The sequence below is a fragment of the Ruegeria sp. AP11 genome (assembly GCF_056535865.1).
The window spans coordinates 1,448,529-1,464,615 of sequence record NZ_JBQFJB010000001.1 but is presented as its reverse complement, the minus strand read 5'-3'; the positions used below and the strand labels follow the sequence as shown (position 1 = coordinate 1,464,615).

Annotated in this window: 14 protein-coding genes and 1 tRNA gene; 7 read left to right on the top strand and 8 right to left on the bottom strand. The window is 59.0% G+C overall.

Going from position 1 to position 16,087, the window contains the following annotated elements; genetic code table 11:
• Nucleotides 1–466: 466 nt before the first annotated feature.
• From ACR3E4_RS07610 to ACR3E4_RS07600, 3 genes are read right to left on the bottom strand one after another with little or no spacing between them, the layout of a single operon-like run.
• A complete protein-coding gene (locus tag ACR3E4_RS07610) occupies nt 467–1,366 on the bottom strand; it encodes an HNH endonuclease (RefSeq protein ID WP_170361259.1) in 900 nt (299 codons plus the stop codon).
• A 4-nt stretch (nt 1,367–1,370) separates the two neighbouring features.
• Complete coding sequence (locus ACR3E4_RS07605; RefSeq protein WP_170361261.1) at nt 1,371–1,667, bottom strand: hypothetical protein; 297 nt, start codon at nt 1,665–1,667, stop codon at nt 1,371–1,373.
• Between the two features lie 4 nt (nt 1,668–1,671).
• Nucleotides 1,672–2,208, bottom strand: coding sequence for a helix-turn-helix domain-containing protein (locus tag ACR3E4_RS07600; RefSeq protein WP_253284742.1), 537 nt, complete (start codon nt 2,206–2,208; stop codon nt 1,672–1,674).
• 253 nt (nt 2,209–2,461) lie between these two features.
• On the opposite strand from ACR3E4_RS07600, the gene ACR3E4_RS07595 reads away from it, so the two are divergent.
• Nucleotides 2,462–3,556 (top strand): tyrosine-type recombinase/integrase, encoded by a 1,095-nt coding sequence (locus ACR3E4_RS07595; RefSeq protein ID WP_170361263.1) that lies wholly within the window; start codon nt 2,462–2,464, stop codon nt 3,554–3,556.
• Nucleotides 3,557–3,767: 211 nt separating this feature from the next.
• Nucleotides 3,768–5,255, top strand: a complete 1,488-nt coding sequence (locus ACR3E4_RS07590) for an ArnT family glycosyltransferase (protein WP_480533759.1) — start codon at nt 3,768–3,770, stop codon at nt 5,253–5,255.
• 27 nt (nt 5,256–5,282) lie between these two features.
• Here ACR3E4_RS07590 and ACR3E4_RS07585 read toward each other — a convergent pair whose 3' ends face one another.
• Nucleotides 5,283–6,773, bottom strand: coding sequence for an ArnT family glycosyltransferase (locus ACR3E4_RS07585; protein ID WP_480533757.1), 1,491 nt, complete (start codon nt 6,771–6,773; stop codon nt 5,283–5,285).
• Nucleotides 6,774–6,889: 116 nt separating this feature from the next.
• Between ACR3E4_RS07585 and ACR3E4_RS07580 the strand changes: the two genes are divergently transcribed.
• From ACR3E4_RS07580 to ACR3E4_RS07565, 4 genes are all read left to right on the top strand, one after another.
• A complete protein-coding gene (locus tag ACR3E4_RS07580; RefSeq protein ID WP_480533755.1) occupies nt 6,890–7,651 on the top strand; it encodes a glycosyltransferase family 2 protein in 762 nt (253 codons plus the stop codon).
• A complete protein-coding gene (locus ACR3E4_RS07575) occupies nt 7,648–7,947 on the top strand; it encodes a lipid-A-disaccharide synthase N-terminal domain-containing protein (protein WP_039542759.1) in 300 nt (99 codons plus the stop codon). Before ACR3E4_RS07580 ends, ACR3E4_RS07575 begins: the two co-directional genes overlap by 4 nt.
• 128 nt (nt 7,948–8,075) lie before the next feature.
• On the top strand, nt 8,076–8,711 hold the full coding sequence (locus tag ACR3E4_RS07570; protein WP_480533753.1) for a GNAT family N-acetyltransferase: 636 nt from the start codon (nt 8,076–8,078) through the stop codon (nt 8,709–8,711).
• A gap of 78 nt (nt 8,712–8,789) precedes the next feature.
• The gene (locus tag ACR3E4_RS07565; RefSeq protein WP_480533751.1) at nt 8,790–10,559 is read left to right on the top strand and encodes an adenylate/guanylate cyclase domain-containing protein; all 1,770 of its coding nucleotides are present in this window, start codon (nt 8,790–8,792) and stop codon (nt 10,557–10,559) included.
• Between the two features lie 54 nt (nt 10,560–10,613).
• On the opposite strand, the gene ACR3E4_RS07560 is transcribed toward ACR3E4_RS07565, so the two are convergent.
• The 4 genes from ACR3E4_RS07560 to ACR3E4_RS07545 form a co-directional block, all read right to left on the bottom strand.
• Complete coding sequence (locus ACR3E4_RS07560; protein ID WP_480533749.1) at nt 10,614–11,519, bottom strand: pentapeptide repeat-containing protein; 906 nt, start codon at nt 11,517–11,519, stop codon at nt 10,614–10,616.
• A gap of 137 nt (nt 11,520–11,656) precedes the next feature.
• Nucleotides 11,657–12,967 carry a gluzincin family metallopeptidase gene (locus ACR3E4_RS07555; protein WP_480533747.1) on the bottom strand — a complete coding sequence of 437 codons (1,311 nt, stop codon included), beginning with the start codon at nt 12,965–12,967 and terminating at the stop codon, nt 11,657–11,659.
• 12 nt (nt 12,968–12,979) lie between these two features.
• Nucleotides 12,980–14,293, bottom strand: a complete 1,314-nt coding sequence (locus ACR3E4_RS07550) for a TfuA-like protein (RefSeq protein ID WP_480533745.1) — start codon at nt 14,291–14,293, stop codon at nt 12,980–12,982.
• A complete protein-coding gene (locus tag ACR3E4_RS07545; RefSeq protein WP_480533743.1) occupies nt 14,290–15,483 on the bottom strand; it encodes a YcaO-like family protein in 1,194 nt (397 codons plus the stop codon). The genes ACR3E4_RS07550 and ACR3E4_RS07545 overlap by 4 nt, the downstream gene beginning before the upstream one ends.
• 159 nt (nt 15,484–15,642) lie before the next feature.
• On the opposite strand from ACR3E4_RS07545, the gene ACR3E4_RS07540 reads away from it, so the two are divergent.
• Nucleotides 15,643–15,718 (top strand) — tRNA-Thr (locus ACR3E4_RS07540).
• Nucleotides 15,719–16,087 lie beyond the last annotated feature (369 nt).

Below are 16,087 nucleotides of genomic sequence, written 5' to 3'. Positions count from 1 at the left end.
GCTCCTCCCTAACTGTTGGTTGGCTTGCGGGTCCGCGACATGGGCGATCCCATCATCTTTTGCCTTAACGTTTCATTAGACAAAACGTCATTTCATTTCAACTAGTGCTGATACTGGAACTGGTCAAGGATTCTTTTGACAGCGCAGGAGTCAAACCCCACGCTTTCGGAGCCTCAGAGCCGAGCGAAACGTCGTATTTCGCCCTTATGCTCTGCGTCCATCTCGCTTCGATTTTGGGCGAATGGTATCGAAGGCAGGCTTTTCCTGCCCCAAGTTGATTGCCGCCGAGAGAAGCTTTTATGGGATTAAACGGACCGCAATCTCTCGCTCACCCACCCATGGCCAGCAAGTTCGAATGGCAGCTTCACACCAGTTCACGTCCCTTGATCCTGGCCGCAGCATTGGTGAGTTTGGGCTCTTTCCGGCCGTTAGCTGCGTTTTGCACCAAGGTCCGCACTGAGTATCGTTAATGCTTGAAACAGTTCTCTCTGTGCCAGGTTACAAACTCTGCCCTTGGCCGGTTGGCGAGGCGGTCCGGCACCAAGATCTTGCCGGACGAGTTAATCATCGACGTCACGGCTTCGATGTCGTTGCTCTGACGGGAAACCAGAATTGTCACGTCGTCAGCTAAACCAACGAGACCGCGATCAAACATCCAGTGCGCGGTTCCGGACAGGGCGAGCCCGTTGCTGACGATGTCGGGTCCGTCATGCTCTACAGGTCTGATGTGAGCGGCTTCCACTTCAGCTCGGCCACCGCCATTTATCAGACGTAAACCAGTGATGGCGCAGCGCTCGCCGTAGGCGCGCAGGACGTTCTTTCTGAAATTACGATCGCGAACCGCCCGGTTGGTCAGTTGGTTGACGCGTTCCCGTGCGGGCATGTGTCGGAAAGGTGTTTGCGCGTCTTGAAAACCTGGCAGCTGCATCGAGTCACCAACGCGAGGCAGGATGTCCTCGTCCCGTCCAAGACCACGTTCGACAATTCGGGCAAAGTCTTCAGCTGAAAGGGTTCTTACCGCAGCTTGCGCGCGTCCAGATATCTTGCCTTGATCGTTCAGCAATCCGCTTTCGATGACTGAATTCTCGTCTCGGAATGAAACAGGGTCGCCGAAATCAAGATAGGTCCCCGGCTTAATCACCGCCAAGAACATTTCCGGTTTCCTAGGATCCGGAATGATCTCCTGGACCTTAGCGACAGCAAAATAGCCTTTGGTCTCTTTGACCTTGCTTGGCTCCAGGTAGACGATCCAGTCCCCTTCGCACTGTTGGGCACGCGAGAGGTATTGCTTTGGAAATTGATACCGCTCCGAGGGAATGTCTTCGTAGACCGAGTCGCTGCGATGGATGAAGATACCGAAGGCCATCGCATCACCCGCGTTGAAGACGTTCCAGTTTTCGATCGGCCGCGCGTAGGGTCAGTACCGCACCTGTCAAAAATGGAAGCGCCAAGCCAGCTGCGGCGATCGCAAAAATCAGGATGGCAGCAAACACCGAGTATTCGGCAGGCTGTTGCGCCAACGATAGTTGGCCCAAACCAATCAAATAGAAGACGCTGGTTCCAAGCAAGATTATGTAAAGCGGCCCAAAGGGTTCGATCACCTCTCGGCGGGTACGCTCCAAGACTGAGTGCCGCAACATGTTCCAGCGTTTGCTTGCCTTGTTCACCAGATTACTCCCTTACCAGCTCGATCCATGTGTGCACGTCGTCATCCGTCACTTCGCGACCTTCGACATGCGATTGATACCAACGGGTGACGATGGCCCCGCGCTTTTCACTTTTGATTCTTATGCCCTCATCGGTGAGGTGCTGATCCAGCGAGCTTTCAATGTGTTTGAGGGCTTCGAAGTCATGCCCCGCCCGAATGGATTTGGTGCCCAGAAGTAGCCAGGGCACGTCCACCTCGAACCGCTCACCCATCGCGACCAAGGCCTCTACAGGCATTCCGCGCTGGCCCTTTTCGTAGCTGTGATACGCGCGCGGTGAGACACCGATAGCTTCCGCCATGGCCGCTTGTGAGAAGCCGATTTCATTGCGAGCAATGGTGAGACGAGCACCCATTGCAGCAAAAAGATCAGCATGTTTCTGCGGCATCTGAATTTTCCAATTGACTACTTCGTCGAAATTCGCGAACTTTGCAAAAAATGACGAACATTTACAGTTAATCACATCTGACCACGTCAGAAGGTGCAGAACAAGCGATTCCATGCGTGTCGCTGACTCAACTTAAGTGGACAAGGACGAGTGAAATGGCAGAGACCAACTATTCAGACAGCTCGCAGATCCTGGGGCTCGGGAAAACACCCGCGCAGTGGGTCGAAGTTATGGCCGGGATGGGGATCGATATTTCAGAACGCACGTTGCGTGAACGCGCCAATGAGACGGGTGCATTTTATCGCCTTGGGCGAACCATGCTGATCACGCCCGCGCAGATTGATACGATTTTTGAAGGAGGCCAGTCATGCCGCTCCAAATTTACAAGAGGGGCCGTGTCTACTGGGCCAAGGGGTGGATCGAATACAACGGCAGGCCAATCGCCGGCCCATACCGGCGAAGCACTAAGGCATCTACAGAAGAGGGCGCACGGGACTGGATAAACCATGAGACCGAACGTCAGATCCGTCGCTATGTCGTGGGCGACGAACCGAGCAAGACGTTCTCTGATGCAATCATGCTCTACAACGCGTCCCCGAAGGCGGCGAAGCAGTTGATCCCGATTGTCGAAGTGATCGGCGACCTGTCGTTAGGTGCGATATCTGGCGCGTTACTGAAAAGCCTTGGGCCGAAGCTGAAACCCAAAGCGTCGACGGATACCTGGTGGCGCGAGATCGTGACGCCCGCGAGTGCGGTGATCAACAACGCGCATGAGCTGGAAGGCACGCCGCTGATCCGCGTGAAACCCTACGACAAGTTCGAGCGGATCGCTCAGGACAAGCGGCGAGGGAAGCTCAGCCGCGTCGAGCGCACACCAGCTGATAAGGAATGGATCGAGGCATTTTGTCGTGCCGCCGACCCATACAATGCCGCACTGGTGCGTTTTATGTTTGAGACGGCTGCAAGGATTGATCAAGCCGTGTCCTTGGAGCCCGATGACCTAAGGCCGCACGAAAACAAAGTCCGCGTGAAAGCTCAGAAGGGGCATCCGGAAAGCTGGATCACCGTTTCGCCTCAGATGATGGACGAGCTACTCGCGCTGCCTCCCAAACGTCCCAAGAACCGCAAGACCGGCAAGCTCATGAAGGCGCGCATCTTCGGCTATGGGAGCTCCACCGGTTACAACACGCGCTGGAAGACGATCTGCAAACGCGCGGGCATCTCGTACCTTTCAGCCCACCCGGCAGGGCGGCACGGGTTCTTCACGGAGCTTGTTGTCCGTCAGGGCGTCGATCCCGTCACAGCAGCCAAGGCTGGACGTTGGTCAGACCCCAATTTGCCCATGCGGATTTATGCCCACGCAGAGACCGATGAGGCCGACATTAGGGCCCGTTTTCGTACAAACCACGTACAGGATGACACTGTACAAGCACCCAACAGTAAGAAATCACAAAAGGAATAGCGCTATGAACGCATCCCTCCTAAGGGGCAGGTTGCAGGTTCGAATCCTGCCGGGGTCGCCAGTTTGGTGACCTGAGTGTCACCGCCGAGATATTCGTGCGTGGGAATGGATTGAAGATACGCCCGGTCCCGCATACAGAGCCAGAAAAAGTTCTATGTAATTCAGATTGCCCGGCGAATTGATTGCGCCGGACCCAAATAGTCGGAATGAAATGCTTCGATCACGCCTCGATGCCCCTCAGCGCCTCATTTATCTTGTTACTGCCATTGTCATTTGCCTGATCTGGTCGTGGTACCTGATTGATCTTGAGGCCGGTCACATCTGGCGCTTTGACGAGTTCTATACTTATGATCGAAGCACTGGTTTTGCGCGCAATGACGACTGGTTTGCGGTTTATTCCAACAATGAACCCAGTCTGAAGAAGCCGCCGCTGCAATATTGGTTCTCGGGCCTGCTGATCGAATTCGGCGTGCCGGATATGCTGGCGCTGCGGCTGCCCTCCATGGTGTTCGCGCTGGGCGTTCTGATTGCGACCGCCTGTCTGGCACGCGCCATGCTGCCGGAATTGCCCTGGGCGATGCCTCTGTCGGTGCTGCTGTTGGCAACGTCGCTTGAATTCTGGCGCTATGCCAGTTCGGCGATGCTGGATGTGGGGGCCGCGCTTTTTACCACGCTGGGATTTGCCGCGATGTTTGCGGCGTTCGAGCGGCCCAGATACTGGCCCCTTTTTGGGGTGGTTGCGGTACTGGCGGCGCTGCAGAAAAGCCCGACCCCGCTGGCGTTTCTGGCGCTTGCTCTGCTTGGGTTGGTGGCGACCCGCCGCTGGCAGACCTCGCCGCCGCGCGATATCTGGCGTGATCCGAGGTTTCGCAAAACCATCATGATCTCGGTGCTTCTGTCCTTTGCCTGGCCGATCATGCAAGAGGCGCGGTTCGCGCTGGACGGTTCTCTGGACGGCAGCGTCAAACGGCAGATGCTTGACCGGTTTGCCCCGTCAATTTCGGCCCGGGGCCTGAGCGGCATGTCCGAGCTGATCCTGGGTAAGGAAATCTGGCTGCGCGCCGTCGGGTTTCTGGGCATCTGCGCATTGCCATTCGTCCTGAGACGTCCGCGACTGTTTGCGGCGACGAGCATCGCAGTCCTGTTTGTGGTCATGATGTGGGCAGCGTCCGGACGGGTGTATGCGCGCTACACCCTTTTGATTCTGCCGCTTCTGATGGTTGGCGCCGCCGGTTTGGCCCTGTCTCTTGGCCGGTTCCGCTGGATCGGGACAGGCGCGTTGCTGGCGCTGGTCTTCGCCGTAGGCGGACCGATCAAGGACCGCTCAATAATCCAGACCAGCACAAGCAACTATCGCTTCGGGATGCCGATGTCCGAGGTGCTGCTGCCACTTGGACAGGCCCTGCAACCACATGAGGCGCTGGTGATCTGCGCTCTGGATAAATCACGGCCCCGCGTTCCGCCCGGTGCGGCGTCGGTCTATGCCTCGAACGGGCAGCGGTTCGTGTTTCTGTCACGGATGGAGCTTGCGTCGGAACTCCGCGAGATCGGATTTTCCGCGCGCCCCCTGCGTGGGTTCTGCCATGCCGAGGAACTGGAACAGATTGCGCCCGAACTTATCGGGCTCGAAACAACCCCGTCACCCGCAGAGGGGTATATGTACTGGACCGCAACCGGGCACCGGGACCTGAAGGACTGAGGGTCACGGGCAATTAGCACCCGGTTTCTATTCGGCGGTAAGGCCCTCGGCCGTCCAATACACAAACTCGGTGCCTTCCACGGGTTGACGGGTAAGGCCGGTCAGGTCTTCCGAGATACGCTCAAGCTCTTTCGCGCGGCAGACACCGCGCAGGGGGCCTGCGGTATAGCCAAACTGCGCAAGGTACCCGCGTAGATTGGGGCGTCTCATGTAGACGAAGCGATTGTCAGGCGAGGCATAGACCGAGGCCGCGCCCAGGGGCAGACGGCGGCGGTTGTCAAAGCCGCACACCACCAGTGTTTCACCGGGCTGCACCATGGTCTGCATCGGTTCTAGCAGATCCTGCAGGTCGATACCGAATTGCTCGGCGGTTGTGGGATGGTTGTAGGCGGCAGCGTGTTTCATCGGGCCTTTTTCGGACAGGCAAAGCACCGCCAGCAGCAAAACGCGCACCCACATCCGTTTGGAGATCAGCATGATGCCGCCCGCCGCGCCGATCATCAGCATTGGCAGGATCAGCAGCGTATAGCGGTCATAGATCTTTCCCGATGCCATCCACATGGCGAGGAAGAAAAACACCGCGATCCCTGTCGTGGCCAGCAGACGCGGACGCCTAAACTTGAAGGGCAAAAAGAACAGCCCGATCAGTCCGAACAGCCGTAAACCGGGCTCGTTCCCCAGAATGATCTCCGACAGTTTCTTCAGGCTCCGGTCCGCTACGCTCGGGGCGAAACGGTCCAGCATTTCGGTGCGCACGCTGCCCTGAAACTCGGCCCCGAAGCCAAAGCGCAGGTATTGAAACAGCGGCCACAGGAAGGCCAGCAGCAGACAGGCGGCCATGGTCCACAGGAAGGTTCTGTTCTTCCAGATCTCGCTTGTCGGGCGATCCTGCCAGCGCTGCGTCAGAATCAGGGTCAGCAGACCCAACGCAAGAAAGACCAGCGGTGTCGGGCTTTTCTGCATCCCGGCCAGAAACACCGTGACGGCGAACCAAGGCCACAGGCGCGGGCGTTCAAACGCGGCCAACATGACCGCCACACCCAGGGTCGAGAAGAACATCGCGCCATTGTCCAGCATGGCCGACGTCGCATGACCCCAGAAATTCTGTGAGCTTGAGACCAGCAGAACCGCAGGCAGCATCAGCCAGGGATGATCGGGCACCATCACCCGCGCCAGCCACGCGGTGGCGATCAGCGTGCCCAGCGCAAACAGCATCGAAGGCAGATGCAGGGCGGTCATATGCGACCACCCCATCTCGATCATACCGGCTGTCATCCAGTATTGCAGAGGCGGCTTTTTCAGGCTGGGTTCGTTTTGCGAAAAAACGGTGAACCAATCGCCGTTGCGGGCAAATCCCAGGCTGCGGTCATAGGTGAAGAATTCGTCGATCTTCGACAGCCCGTCCTGCCCCAGCCCGACCATGTACCAACACCACAAAACCACGATAACCGCGCCTGTCATCACATAAGGCGCCCAATCCGTGGCCCAAAGACGTTCCGATGTCGATCTGACGTTCACCGCGCCCGCCTTTCGATTTGTTGTGCTGAAACCCGCTTCAAAACGGCTGGCTACTTGAATTTACGCTCCTGATCAATCACAAGCCTTTGTGTCTGAATCAAGAACGTATTTTCATCATGTTTAGTGACGCTCAACCCCAGCCCGATACCCGACCGGCCGTGTCGGTCGTCATCCCGATGCACAACGAGCAGGGGGCCGTGGCGGATTTGCTGCAGGGCATTTGCACCGCAGCGGCGGATCTTCCGGATTTTGAGATCATCGCGGTGGATGACGGATCAACCGACGGCACCTATGACGCGCTGCAGGCGTTTCAGCAGACCTGCCCGCAATTGCGCATCCTGCAGCACAAACCCGCCGGTGGCCAAAGTGCCGCCGTGCACTCCGGCGTTCAGGCCGCACGGGCCGAGGTTTGCTGTACGCTTGATGGCGACGGTCAGAACCCGCCCGAGGAACTGCCAAAGATCTGGGCTCCGCTGTTGGCGGATGACAGCGGCCAGATCGGGCTTGTCGCCGGGCAACGGCTGGGCCGCAAGGATACCGTCTCGAAAAAGCTGGCCTCGCGCATGGCGAATGCGCTGCGCGGCTGGATGCTGAAGGACGGCACCCGCGACACCGGATGCGGTTTCAAGGCCTTCCGCCGACAGGCCTTTCTGAACCTGCCTTATTTCGATCACATGCACCGCTATCTGCCCGCGCTGTTCAAGGCCTACGGCTGGCAGATCGCGCTGGTCGACGTGGCCCATCAGCAGCGCCTGTCGGGTCAGTCCAAATACACCAATTTCGGCCGGGCGATGGTCGGTATCTGGGACCTGTTCGGCGTTGTCTGGCTGATGCGCCGCGCCAAATCGGTCTCGGCAAAAGAGGCGGGCCGGTCGTGAAAGAAACCATTCTTGAAATCCTGCACGTAGATAGCCCGACCGAGGCGCTTTGGGTCTTTATCGGACTTGCTGGTCAGCTGATGTTCAGCGCCCGTTTCATCGTTCAGTGGATCACCTCGGAACGGGCCAAGAAGTCGGTCATCCCGATGGCCTTCTGGTATCTGTCCATCGGCGGCGGGTTGATCCTGCTCAGCTATGCGATCTACCGCCGCGACCCGGTCTTTATTCTGGGCCAGTCGATGGGGCTGTCGATCTATTTGCGCAACATCTTCCTGATCCGGGCTGAAAACCGGTAACAGGCGGCCCGCTCAGCGGGTCTCGGCCTATCCGAATCCTTGTGTGAACAAGATGTTTCTTGTTTTCGAATCATTTGTGCTAGTATCGCGCGAATAGATTTTTACATTTGAATTCGGAGGCTTTGCCTTTGCCTGATGCTACACCCCGGTTGTTCCGGCTGCGTCCGCTTGAGAAAGCGGATATGGAAACTGTTGCGCGCTGGTTTCAGGATGTTCGTGATCTGGCACTGTTTGACCGCACCTCGCGCGTTCCGCTGAATTTGCAGCAGACCGAACAGATTTGGGAGGAGGCGCTCAGTTCCTCGCGCGACTGCGGAAAATGCTGGTTCATTATCGAATCCGACAGCGCCGAGCCGCAGGGCATGATCGGGCTCGAGGCGATCTCGCAAGTCAACCGCGACGCGGTGATCCCGATCTTCATCGACAAATCGGTACGGCGGCACGGGGTTGCCGTGCGGGCCATTGCCTTGCTGCTGGATTTTGCCTTCCGGCAGCTGGGCCTCAACCGGATCACCTCATATTACCGGGCAGACAATCACGGCAGCCGCGATCTGATCAGTCAGGTGGGCTGTCAGGTCGAGGGAACAATGCGGCAGGCCTGGTTCGCGGACGGTCGGTTTCACGACATGATCGTGGTGGGCATGTTGCAGCAGGACTGGGCGGCACGGCGACAGGAGCTGGCGCAGGAGTTGCATACAGATACTGTGGTCACTTTCGGCGCACCTGAATGGAGCTGGCCACCCCCGGCCCATTGCGATGAGTGAATTAGTACAAGTATTGAGCCAGAATTTGATAACATTCCCGCATAAATTTAGACACGACAATCGATTCGAGTATTGCCAGTGAATACAACCGGTTCGAATCCCACACTCCGACAAAAGCTCGGCGCGGTGCTGTTTGCCGATGTGGTCGGCTATTCCCGCCTGATGGGCGAGAATGAGATGGATACGTATAACGCGTTGAACTCTCTGTTGTCGCAACTCGAGGCGATTTGCCAGCAGTATCAGGGCCGGGTGATCGAAGTGCGCGGGGACGGTATCCTGGCGCTGTTCGAAACCGCCACCAGCGCCGTCGAGTTCAGTATCGAGCTTCATCGGATTGCCGCACAGCACAATCAAAACCGAATGGCGCATGAGCAGATCAAGTTCCGTGCCGGTGTCCATATGGGCGAAGTGCTGCAGGATGATCGCGGCATTCATGGTGACAACGTGAACATCGCCGCCCGTCTGCAGGAAATCGCTGAACCCGAACGGGTCTATGTCAGCGCCGCTGTCTATGAACAGATCCGCAACCGCCTGCGCTATGGCTATGAGTTTCTGGGGCCCAAGCAGCTCAAGAATATCCTGTTACCGGTGGCCACCTATTGCGTGCGCAGCGAGGTCGAGGGCGCGACAATGGCCGCGACCCTGCGGCCCGACATGCAGCTTGAGGTGCTGGAACGGCCCGATATCCCCTCGGTCGCTATCCTGCCCTTTGTCAGCCAGGGCGGGGGCGAGGATGACAGCTGGGTCGCCGAAGGGCTGACCGATGACATCATCATGAACCTGTCAAAGTTCCGGAACCTGTTCGTCATTGCCCGCAACTCGTCCTTCTTCTTCAAAACGCAGTCGATGTCCCCGCACGAGGCGGCGCGCCGGTTGAACGTGCGCTATGTGGCGCGCGGCAGCGTCCGCCGTTCTTCCAGCCGCATCCGCGTCACCGCCGAGCTGCTGGATGCCAACACCGAGCGCACCATCTGGGGCGAACGCTTCGACCGCAAGCTCGACGACATATTCGACATTCTGGACGATGTGACCGAATGCATCGTCGCGGCCATGGCGGTGATGATTGAATCGCACGAAAAGCAGCGCATGGTGCAGGCGGTGCCCTCTGACCTCAGGGCCTATGGTTCGGTCCTGCAGGGTCAGCATCACATCTTCAAATATACCCGAAATGACAACCGCAAGGCGCAGCATTGTTATGAATCCGCGCTGGAACGGGATGGCGGCTATGCCCGGGCGGCGGCGGCGCTGTCTCGCACGCTCAATATCGACTGGCGCTATTCCTGGACCGAGGACCCGAACAGTGCGCTGGACAAGGCCCTGTCGCTGGCCCTGCGCGCGGTCGATCTGGACCCCACCGATGCGCGCGGGTTCGGTGAGCTGGGGTATGTGCAGCTTTACCGCAAGGAACACGCAGCAGCGCTTGAATCCTACAAACGCGCGCTGTCACTGAACCCCAATGATGCTGATATGCACTCGGATTATGCGGATGCTCTGGCACATTCAGGCGACAATGAGACCGCGATCGAACACCTTCAGCAGGCGATGCGCCTGAACCCCTATTTCCCGGATCAGTACCTCTGGCATCTGGGTGGGGCCTATTACAATCTCAAGCGCTATGACGATGTGATTGCGGCCGTGAACAAGATGAACAACCCGACCGAGGGGCAACGGGTGCTGGCCGCAAGCTATGCGCACAAGGGAGACATGGATATGGCGCGCCAGATTGCCGACAAACATCGCGCGGCGCATCCCAATTTTTCGCTGGAGCGCTGGACGAGGGTCCAGCCCGATCTGCTGGAAGACGACACTCAGCATTTTCTGGAAGGTCTGAGAAAGGCCGGGTTCTGAGCTACAAAAAAGGGCGCGTGATCCACGCGCCCCGATCCTCGGAAATATCCGGTCCTATTCGCCCCGTGCCTTGGCGCCGCTGACTTTGGCACCGCTCACCTTGGCCCCGCTGACCTTGGCGCCGCTGACTTTGGCACCACTGACCTTGGCCCCGCTGACTTTGGCGCCACTGACCTTGGCCCCGGCCATCATCGGTGCGTCATATTCGAAATAGACGTCCAGCAGCACCTCTTCGATCTGACCCGCAGCGATGTCCATGCGGAGGGTGTAATCGGCCTGATCATAGTTCCAGACGCGAATATCGCTGGCGATCTGATAATCCGCCGCCGCGACACCCGAAACGGACGGGTTCATCGGAGCGCGTGCAGCTTGCTGTGTCGTGTCCGGCCCTCCGGTGTTTTCAAGGCTGAACCCGCGGGGCAGGTTGCCACCCGTGGCACTTTCGCCCTCGCCATGAACCAGGAAGATCGTCGGTTCCGGCATCTCGTAATAGGTGCCGTCATATGCGAAGCCATAAATCCGGGCCAGCCGGGCATCGCCTCCGAACTGGTCCCCCATGAAGTTGTTGACGCCACGACCCCTTCTGCGCTCGTCCTGTTCTTCGAACATTTGCCGTTTGTGGCTATTGGCTGTTTGTTCCCAGAAGGAATGCTTGAATACGCGGCCCTTCTGGACGTAGACGAATGTCTGAAACTCGACTTTCTTGCGCTTCACGAGCGTCAGATTGCCACCGACGTCGGCAACCTTGTAGATGCCCGATATTTCATTTTCGGTCTCGCCGCTTTGAACCAGAATCCGGTCATGGGCTTTCACCTTCACCCCGTCAATGACATCGACCTGTGCCGGCAGCGCGCCTGGAATCTCAAGCGCCAATCGAACCGATTTCTGTTTCAGTTTAAGATCGTTTAACTCTCGCCCAAACAATAATACCTCGGAAAAACTGAGTAACGACTCAGACATATCACTTTCTCCCTATCGGGGGCCGACGCAGCCGCTGGCCTCGTCTGTCCCGGTTTGCGCATTTGACTGCGCGTTGATTGTCAAATTATCACCCCGTGCGCATAAACTGCCATAAAACCGAGGTAAAAACAAAGACTTTAAGGCTCTTTCACCTCGGGCGACAATGTGCGGACCGATGCGGCGTGGCTGGCGCCATCGGGCTTGCTCAGACGCGGACCGGGGCGTGTCAATCCGATGTCGCGCATGCGGAAATTGCCTTCGATGATCTGCCGGAACGCGCCGCCTGTGATCTCCTGATCGACCATGACCAGTGCGCGTTCGACGCCGAAATAGCTCAACATGTCGGGGTCCAGCTTTTCCCACGCGTCGGCCAGGTAGGTCCCTAGCAGATCGCGCGCCTCGATCAGCGCCACCCGGAAACCTTCAGGGTCTGCAGCGTAATGTTCGTCGAACAGGTCCTGCATGATGGCATTGTATTCGTCGGTGCCTTCCAACTCGTCCGACAGCTCCTCCATTTCCGGGTCGATTACGTCATGGGCGACCAGCCGTTCGTGATAGATATCGACCAGAATGTCGAACATCGCTCCGGTCAGCGGCTCCGACAGCGCGTGTTCGCTGGACCAGCCATGCGAGAAATCTGACAGCGTCCGGTCATTGGCGGCGATCCTGATCTGCGCGTTCTGCGACAGTTCGGCAAAGCGGCTGAGCCGGTTATAGGTATAGAGATTGCCGCGCGTGTTCTTCAGCACCTCATCCACGACCGAACCGAAATGCAGCGATGCCAGCAGCGCCACCATATCCGCCGCCGATTCATGGAAGCCGTAATACTCGCCCGTCGCATCCTCTTCGGATGGCAGGCCGATGACGCTGTAGATGATGGCATGGCCGATCTCATGCGCCACCACGTCGAAATTCAGGCTGTAGGGGCGGTATTCGTCACCATGTTCACGGGTACCGCCGGTTTCCAGAAACCCCCAACCGATATGCGCGTTGTCGAGGCCGGGCAGTAGCGACAGTTCCAGCCGTTCGAAATCACGTTCGAAATGCCAGGGGATCGGGCGGCCGAAATACCCCTCCCACACATCCATGGTGAAATGGGCCGCACCAAACAGATGCGCGGCCTCAAAGGCAGGATCGTCGGGGTCGATATGGATGAAATTGCCGAACTCATCGGGTTCCGGCGGCGGCAGGATATAACCGTCCCAGGCAGGCAGATACATCTCGGGGCCGTCCTCGCCCTCGATCATTGTGCCATAGGGGATCGTCTTGTCGATCGGGTACATCGCATACATGCGCGGCCCCGACGGCCCCGGCCCGATCGTACCCTGCGGGGCCGAGATCTCGACCAGTTCGGGCTTCGAATTCGGCTCAAGATAGGGCGATTGCGGATACAGCAGGAACCGCGTGCCCGGAGTTTCGTTTTCCGAGTAATCGGGCCAGATCGTCAATGTCCCCTCCCGTTATCGTTCCGGTTCACCTTCGGCGCGGCAAAACATGAATTCGGCTTCAATCAGATCAACAAACGCCTCACGCCCGTCCAGACCAAGCGCGATTGCATAGGATTCAAGATCATCCGGCACCGCCTGGTCAAGCCGTGTTTCAAAATACCAGACCAGAGACTGCATTCTGCCCGTACCGTTCACCCGATCCGGTCCCTTGATCCGCTCGGCCTTGCGCCGTGCCCGGTCGCGCAACGCTCCATAGTGACCATCGTGGCGCAGCTCGGCCAGCAGGGCGGTGTCCAGATCATCCGCGCGCGCCGCGATGGCCGCATCCTTATGGGCGCGGTCGGTCAGTATCGCCTCGTATTGCGCAAGCGTCAGGTCGTTGTCCTGCAGCCACTCCATCAGATCGGCCTGACGGGGCAGGCGGGCCCCAAACCTGTGCGCGGCCATGTGTTTTCGCAGCGTGGCGCGGTCCGGTCGGTGTTCGGCCCTGCGCGCCTCATCCCGCGCCAGCAGATGCAAAGCGGCGCGGTCGCGCAACCGAGCATAAAGGTCGGGGTCCAGCCGCAACTCATCCACCAGTGCCCGCGCGTCCTGATCTGGCGGCGTGGTTTCTGAATTGACCCGATCCCGCAGCTCGCGCCAGGCCAACGTGCGTTCGACGCGTGGCGCGGCGGAGGTGTCGGTGTCTGCCTCCAGATACCGCGCCATCTGCGCCAGCATCGCGCGGGCGTCATCGCCCTTGGCATCCACCTGCCCCGCGGGCAGCCAGTCCCGAAATTCGTCCAGACCCGAGATGGTGCCCGCCGCCGCGATCACCCTGTCCCAAACCCGGTCGCGATAGTGCAGAGCCTTGGCAGCCTCCAACAGGATCTGGGCATCCTCTTCCGACAGCACCCCGGCCGTCTGTGCCATGCCCAGCGTGGCACGGATTGATACCATCGGCTCGCTCAGCGGCATAAAGCCCAACTCGGCGGGGCCATGCAGCACCGCCACCTCGTCATCATCCATAATCGCGCCGCTGAGGTAATCATCGAACACCCGTCCGACGCCGATCATCCCGAAATCGGAAAGTTCCGCCGCCCGCAACGCGCCCATGCTGGCGCTGCCAAAGACCGGGATGCCCTGTTCCAGCGCCCACAGGATTTCCTTGTGCCAGACCGAGGGCACGCCGTCGAAATACCCGTCAATGATACCAATCGCCCGCGGCTTGTCACGCACCACGCGATACACATCCCCTTGCCGGACCGGGGGCAGGATGGTCGCGTCCAGATGCTCCTGTACCGCTTCGGGCCGCAGGGTGGGGCCGACGAAGATGACCACGCTCATGCCGTCACCGCCCGTGCCCTTGGGCCTGCCACGTAATCGGGATCGTCATGCGGGGCCTCCAGCCCCGGGATGATCGCGCGGATGACTGCGATGTCGATCTCGGGCCGGGACAGATCGACCGTCACCACCTGGCCCATGCCGACCACCGACAGACAGGTCAGCAGCAGCTCTAGGTCTTCCGTGAACGATCCCGTGACATGCGATGGGCAATCGGTGAAACACACGGTCGCCGGCGCGCCATCGATCAACTCACGGATATACCGGCTGCGCCATGTGCGCGCTTCGTCCGAGAACTCCCCGGGGTCCAGATCATCGCGCGCGCCCGAGATATAGGTCAGTCGCGTCTGCGCCGCTTCGGTCAGTGCTCGCAGCAGCGCGATGGCGCGGTCGGGGTGACAGCCATCGCCGATGCCGATATGGCCGGTGACCTCTCCGGCCTCGCAGATCACACAGCGAAAACTGGCAATGCCAATATCCGAAGTCGTATCCCAAATCCCCAGATCCAGCCCCGCCGCCACGATCTGGTCCATCGCCTGACGGCAACGCGGATCATCCACCGTGTCCGGATCAACGCGCGGCGTCACCCCCCGGTGGTGCCACAGCGTTGTGGCATCCCGCTCGATCAGCTCGCAAATCGCATGGCAACTGGCCTCGACCACGTCATTGCCCGAGGCCAGACCGTTCGTCGTGCGCGGAAACGCCCTTTGCCCGGCGACCGGAGAGGTCGTGTAATCCGTATCCACCATCTCATAAGGCACCCAACAGGCCGCCCCCGCGTTCAGATCGCGCCCCTGCACCCAAAGCATCGCGCCATGCGGATCAAACTGTCCGCCGGTCACGCGCGGCAGACGCTCGACATCCACCACGTGATCCCGCGCCAGATCGGCATGGCTGCACAGCCGCAGCAGCAACTCGATCCGCTCCGCATGCCATGACTCGATCGCCTCCATCACCCCCGAGGCCTGCGCCGCGCTCAGCGACAATCCCTTGCCCAGCGACACCGCGACCGAACGCGAATTGGGCCGCGTCACCATCACCGTCGGCAATCCGACCCGGTCCAGCCCGGTCAGATTGGCAATGCGCGTGATTCCCATGTCTTTGAGAAACGGCCTGACGATGGCCAGCGTCTGTTCCGGGTCGCGCAGGCGATGCGTATCCAGCACATAAGTCTTCTGCGAAATCCCGGACATTCAAATGACCTTGCCAAATATCTGATAACCCGCCCAAACCCGAAGGCCTCGGCCGGTTCAGGCGCAGGATGGGCGAGGAATGCTAGCCGGTCAACCACACGGCACATGCGAACTGCCCCTTGCAAGGCCCGCGCCCTGCGGCTAAACGATCTGTCGCATGCCTCAATAGCTCAGCTGGTAGAGCAGGTCCTTCGTAAGGACAAGGTCGGGGGTTCGAGTCCCTCTTGAGGCACCACTTCCCATTAAAATACTTATGGAAAGCAAGCGCTTATTGCTTCATAGTCGCATCCTTCCGCTTTCGGAGCCACCTGGATTTCACCCGCAACGGTCCCAACTTTCTGAGTTTTGTGTTGGCGAGGATCGAAGTTCATGGCAACTCACCCGTAACTGTATTCATCAGGGCGTCTGACCTGCCCGGTATTCCGAAAGGTGATTGCTGTGTTGACAGGCATTCGGCCTTTCCGGCCCTTCCTCGTTTGTCTACCCGGCAAGTGATGCAGCTCGGCTACAGGTCAAGCAACAAACACCATCGCAAAGTTCCCCAGACCATGGCCTAGGCAATTCCACGCCGCAGCCGCAGCAAGTTTCCGCTGCGTAAACGTGC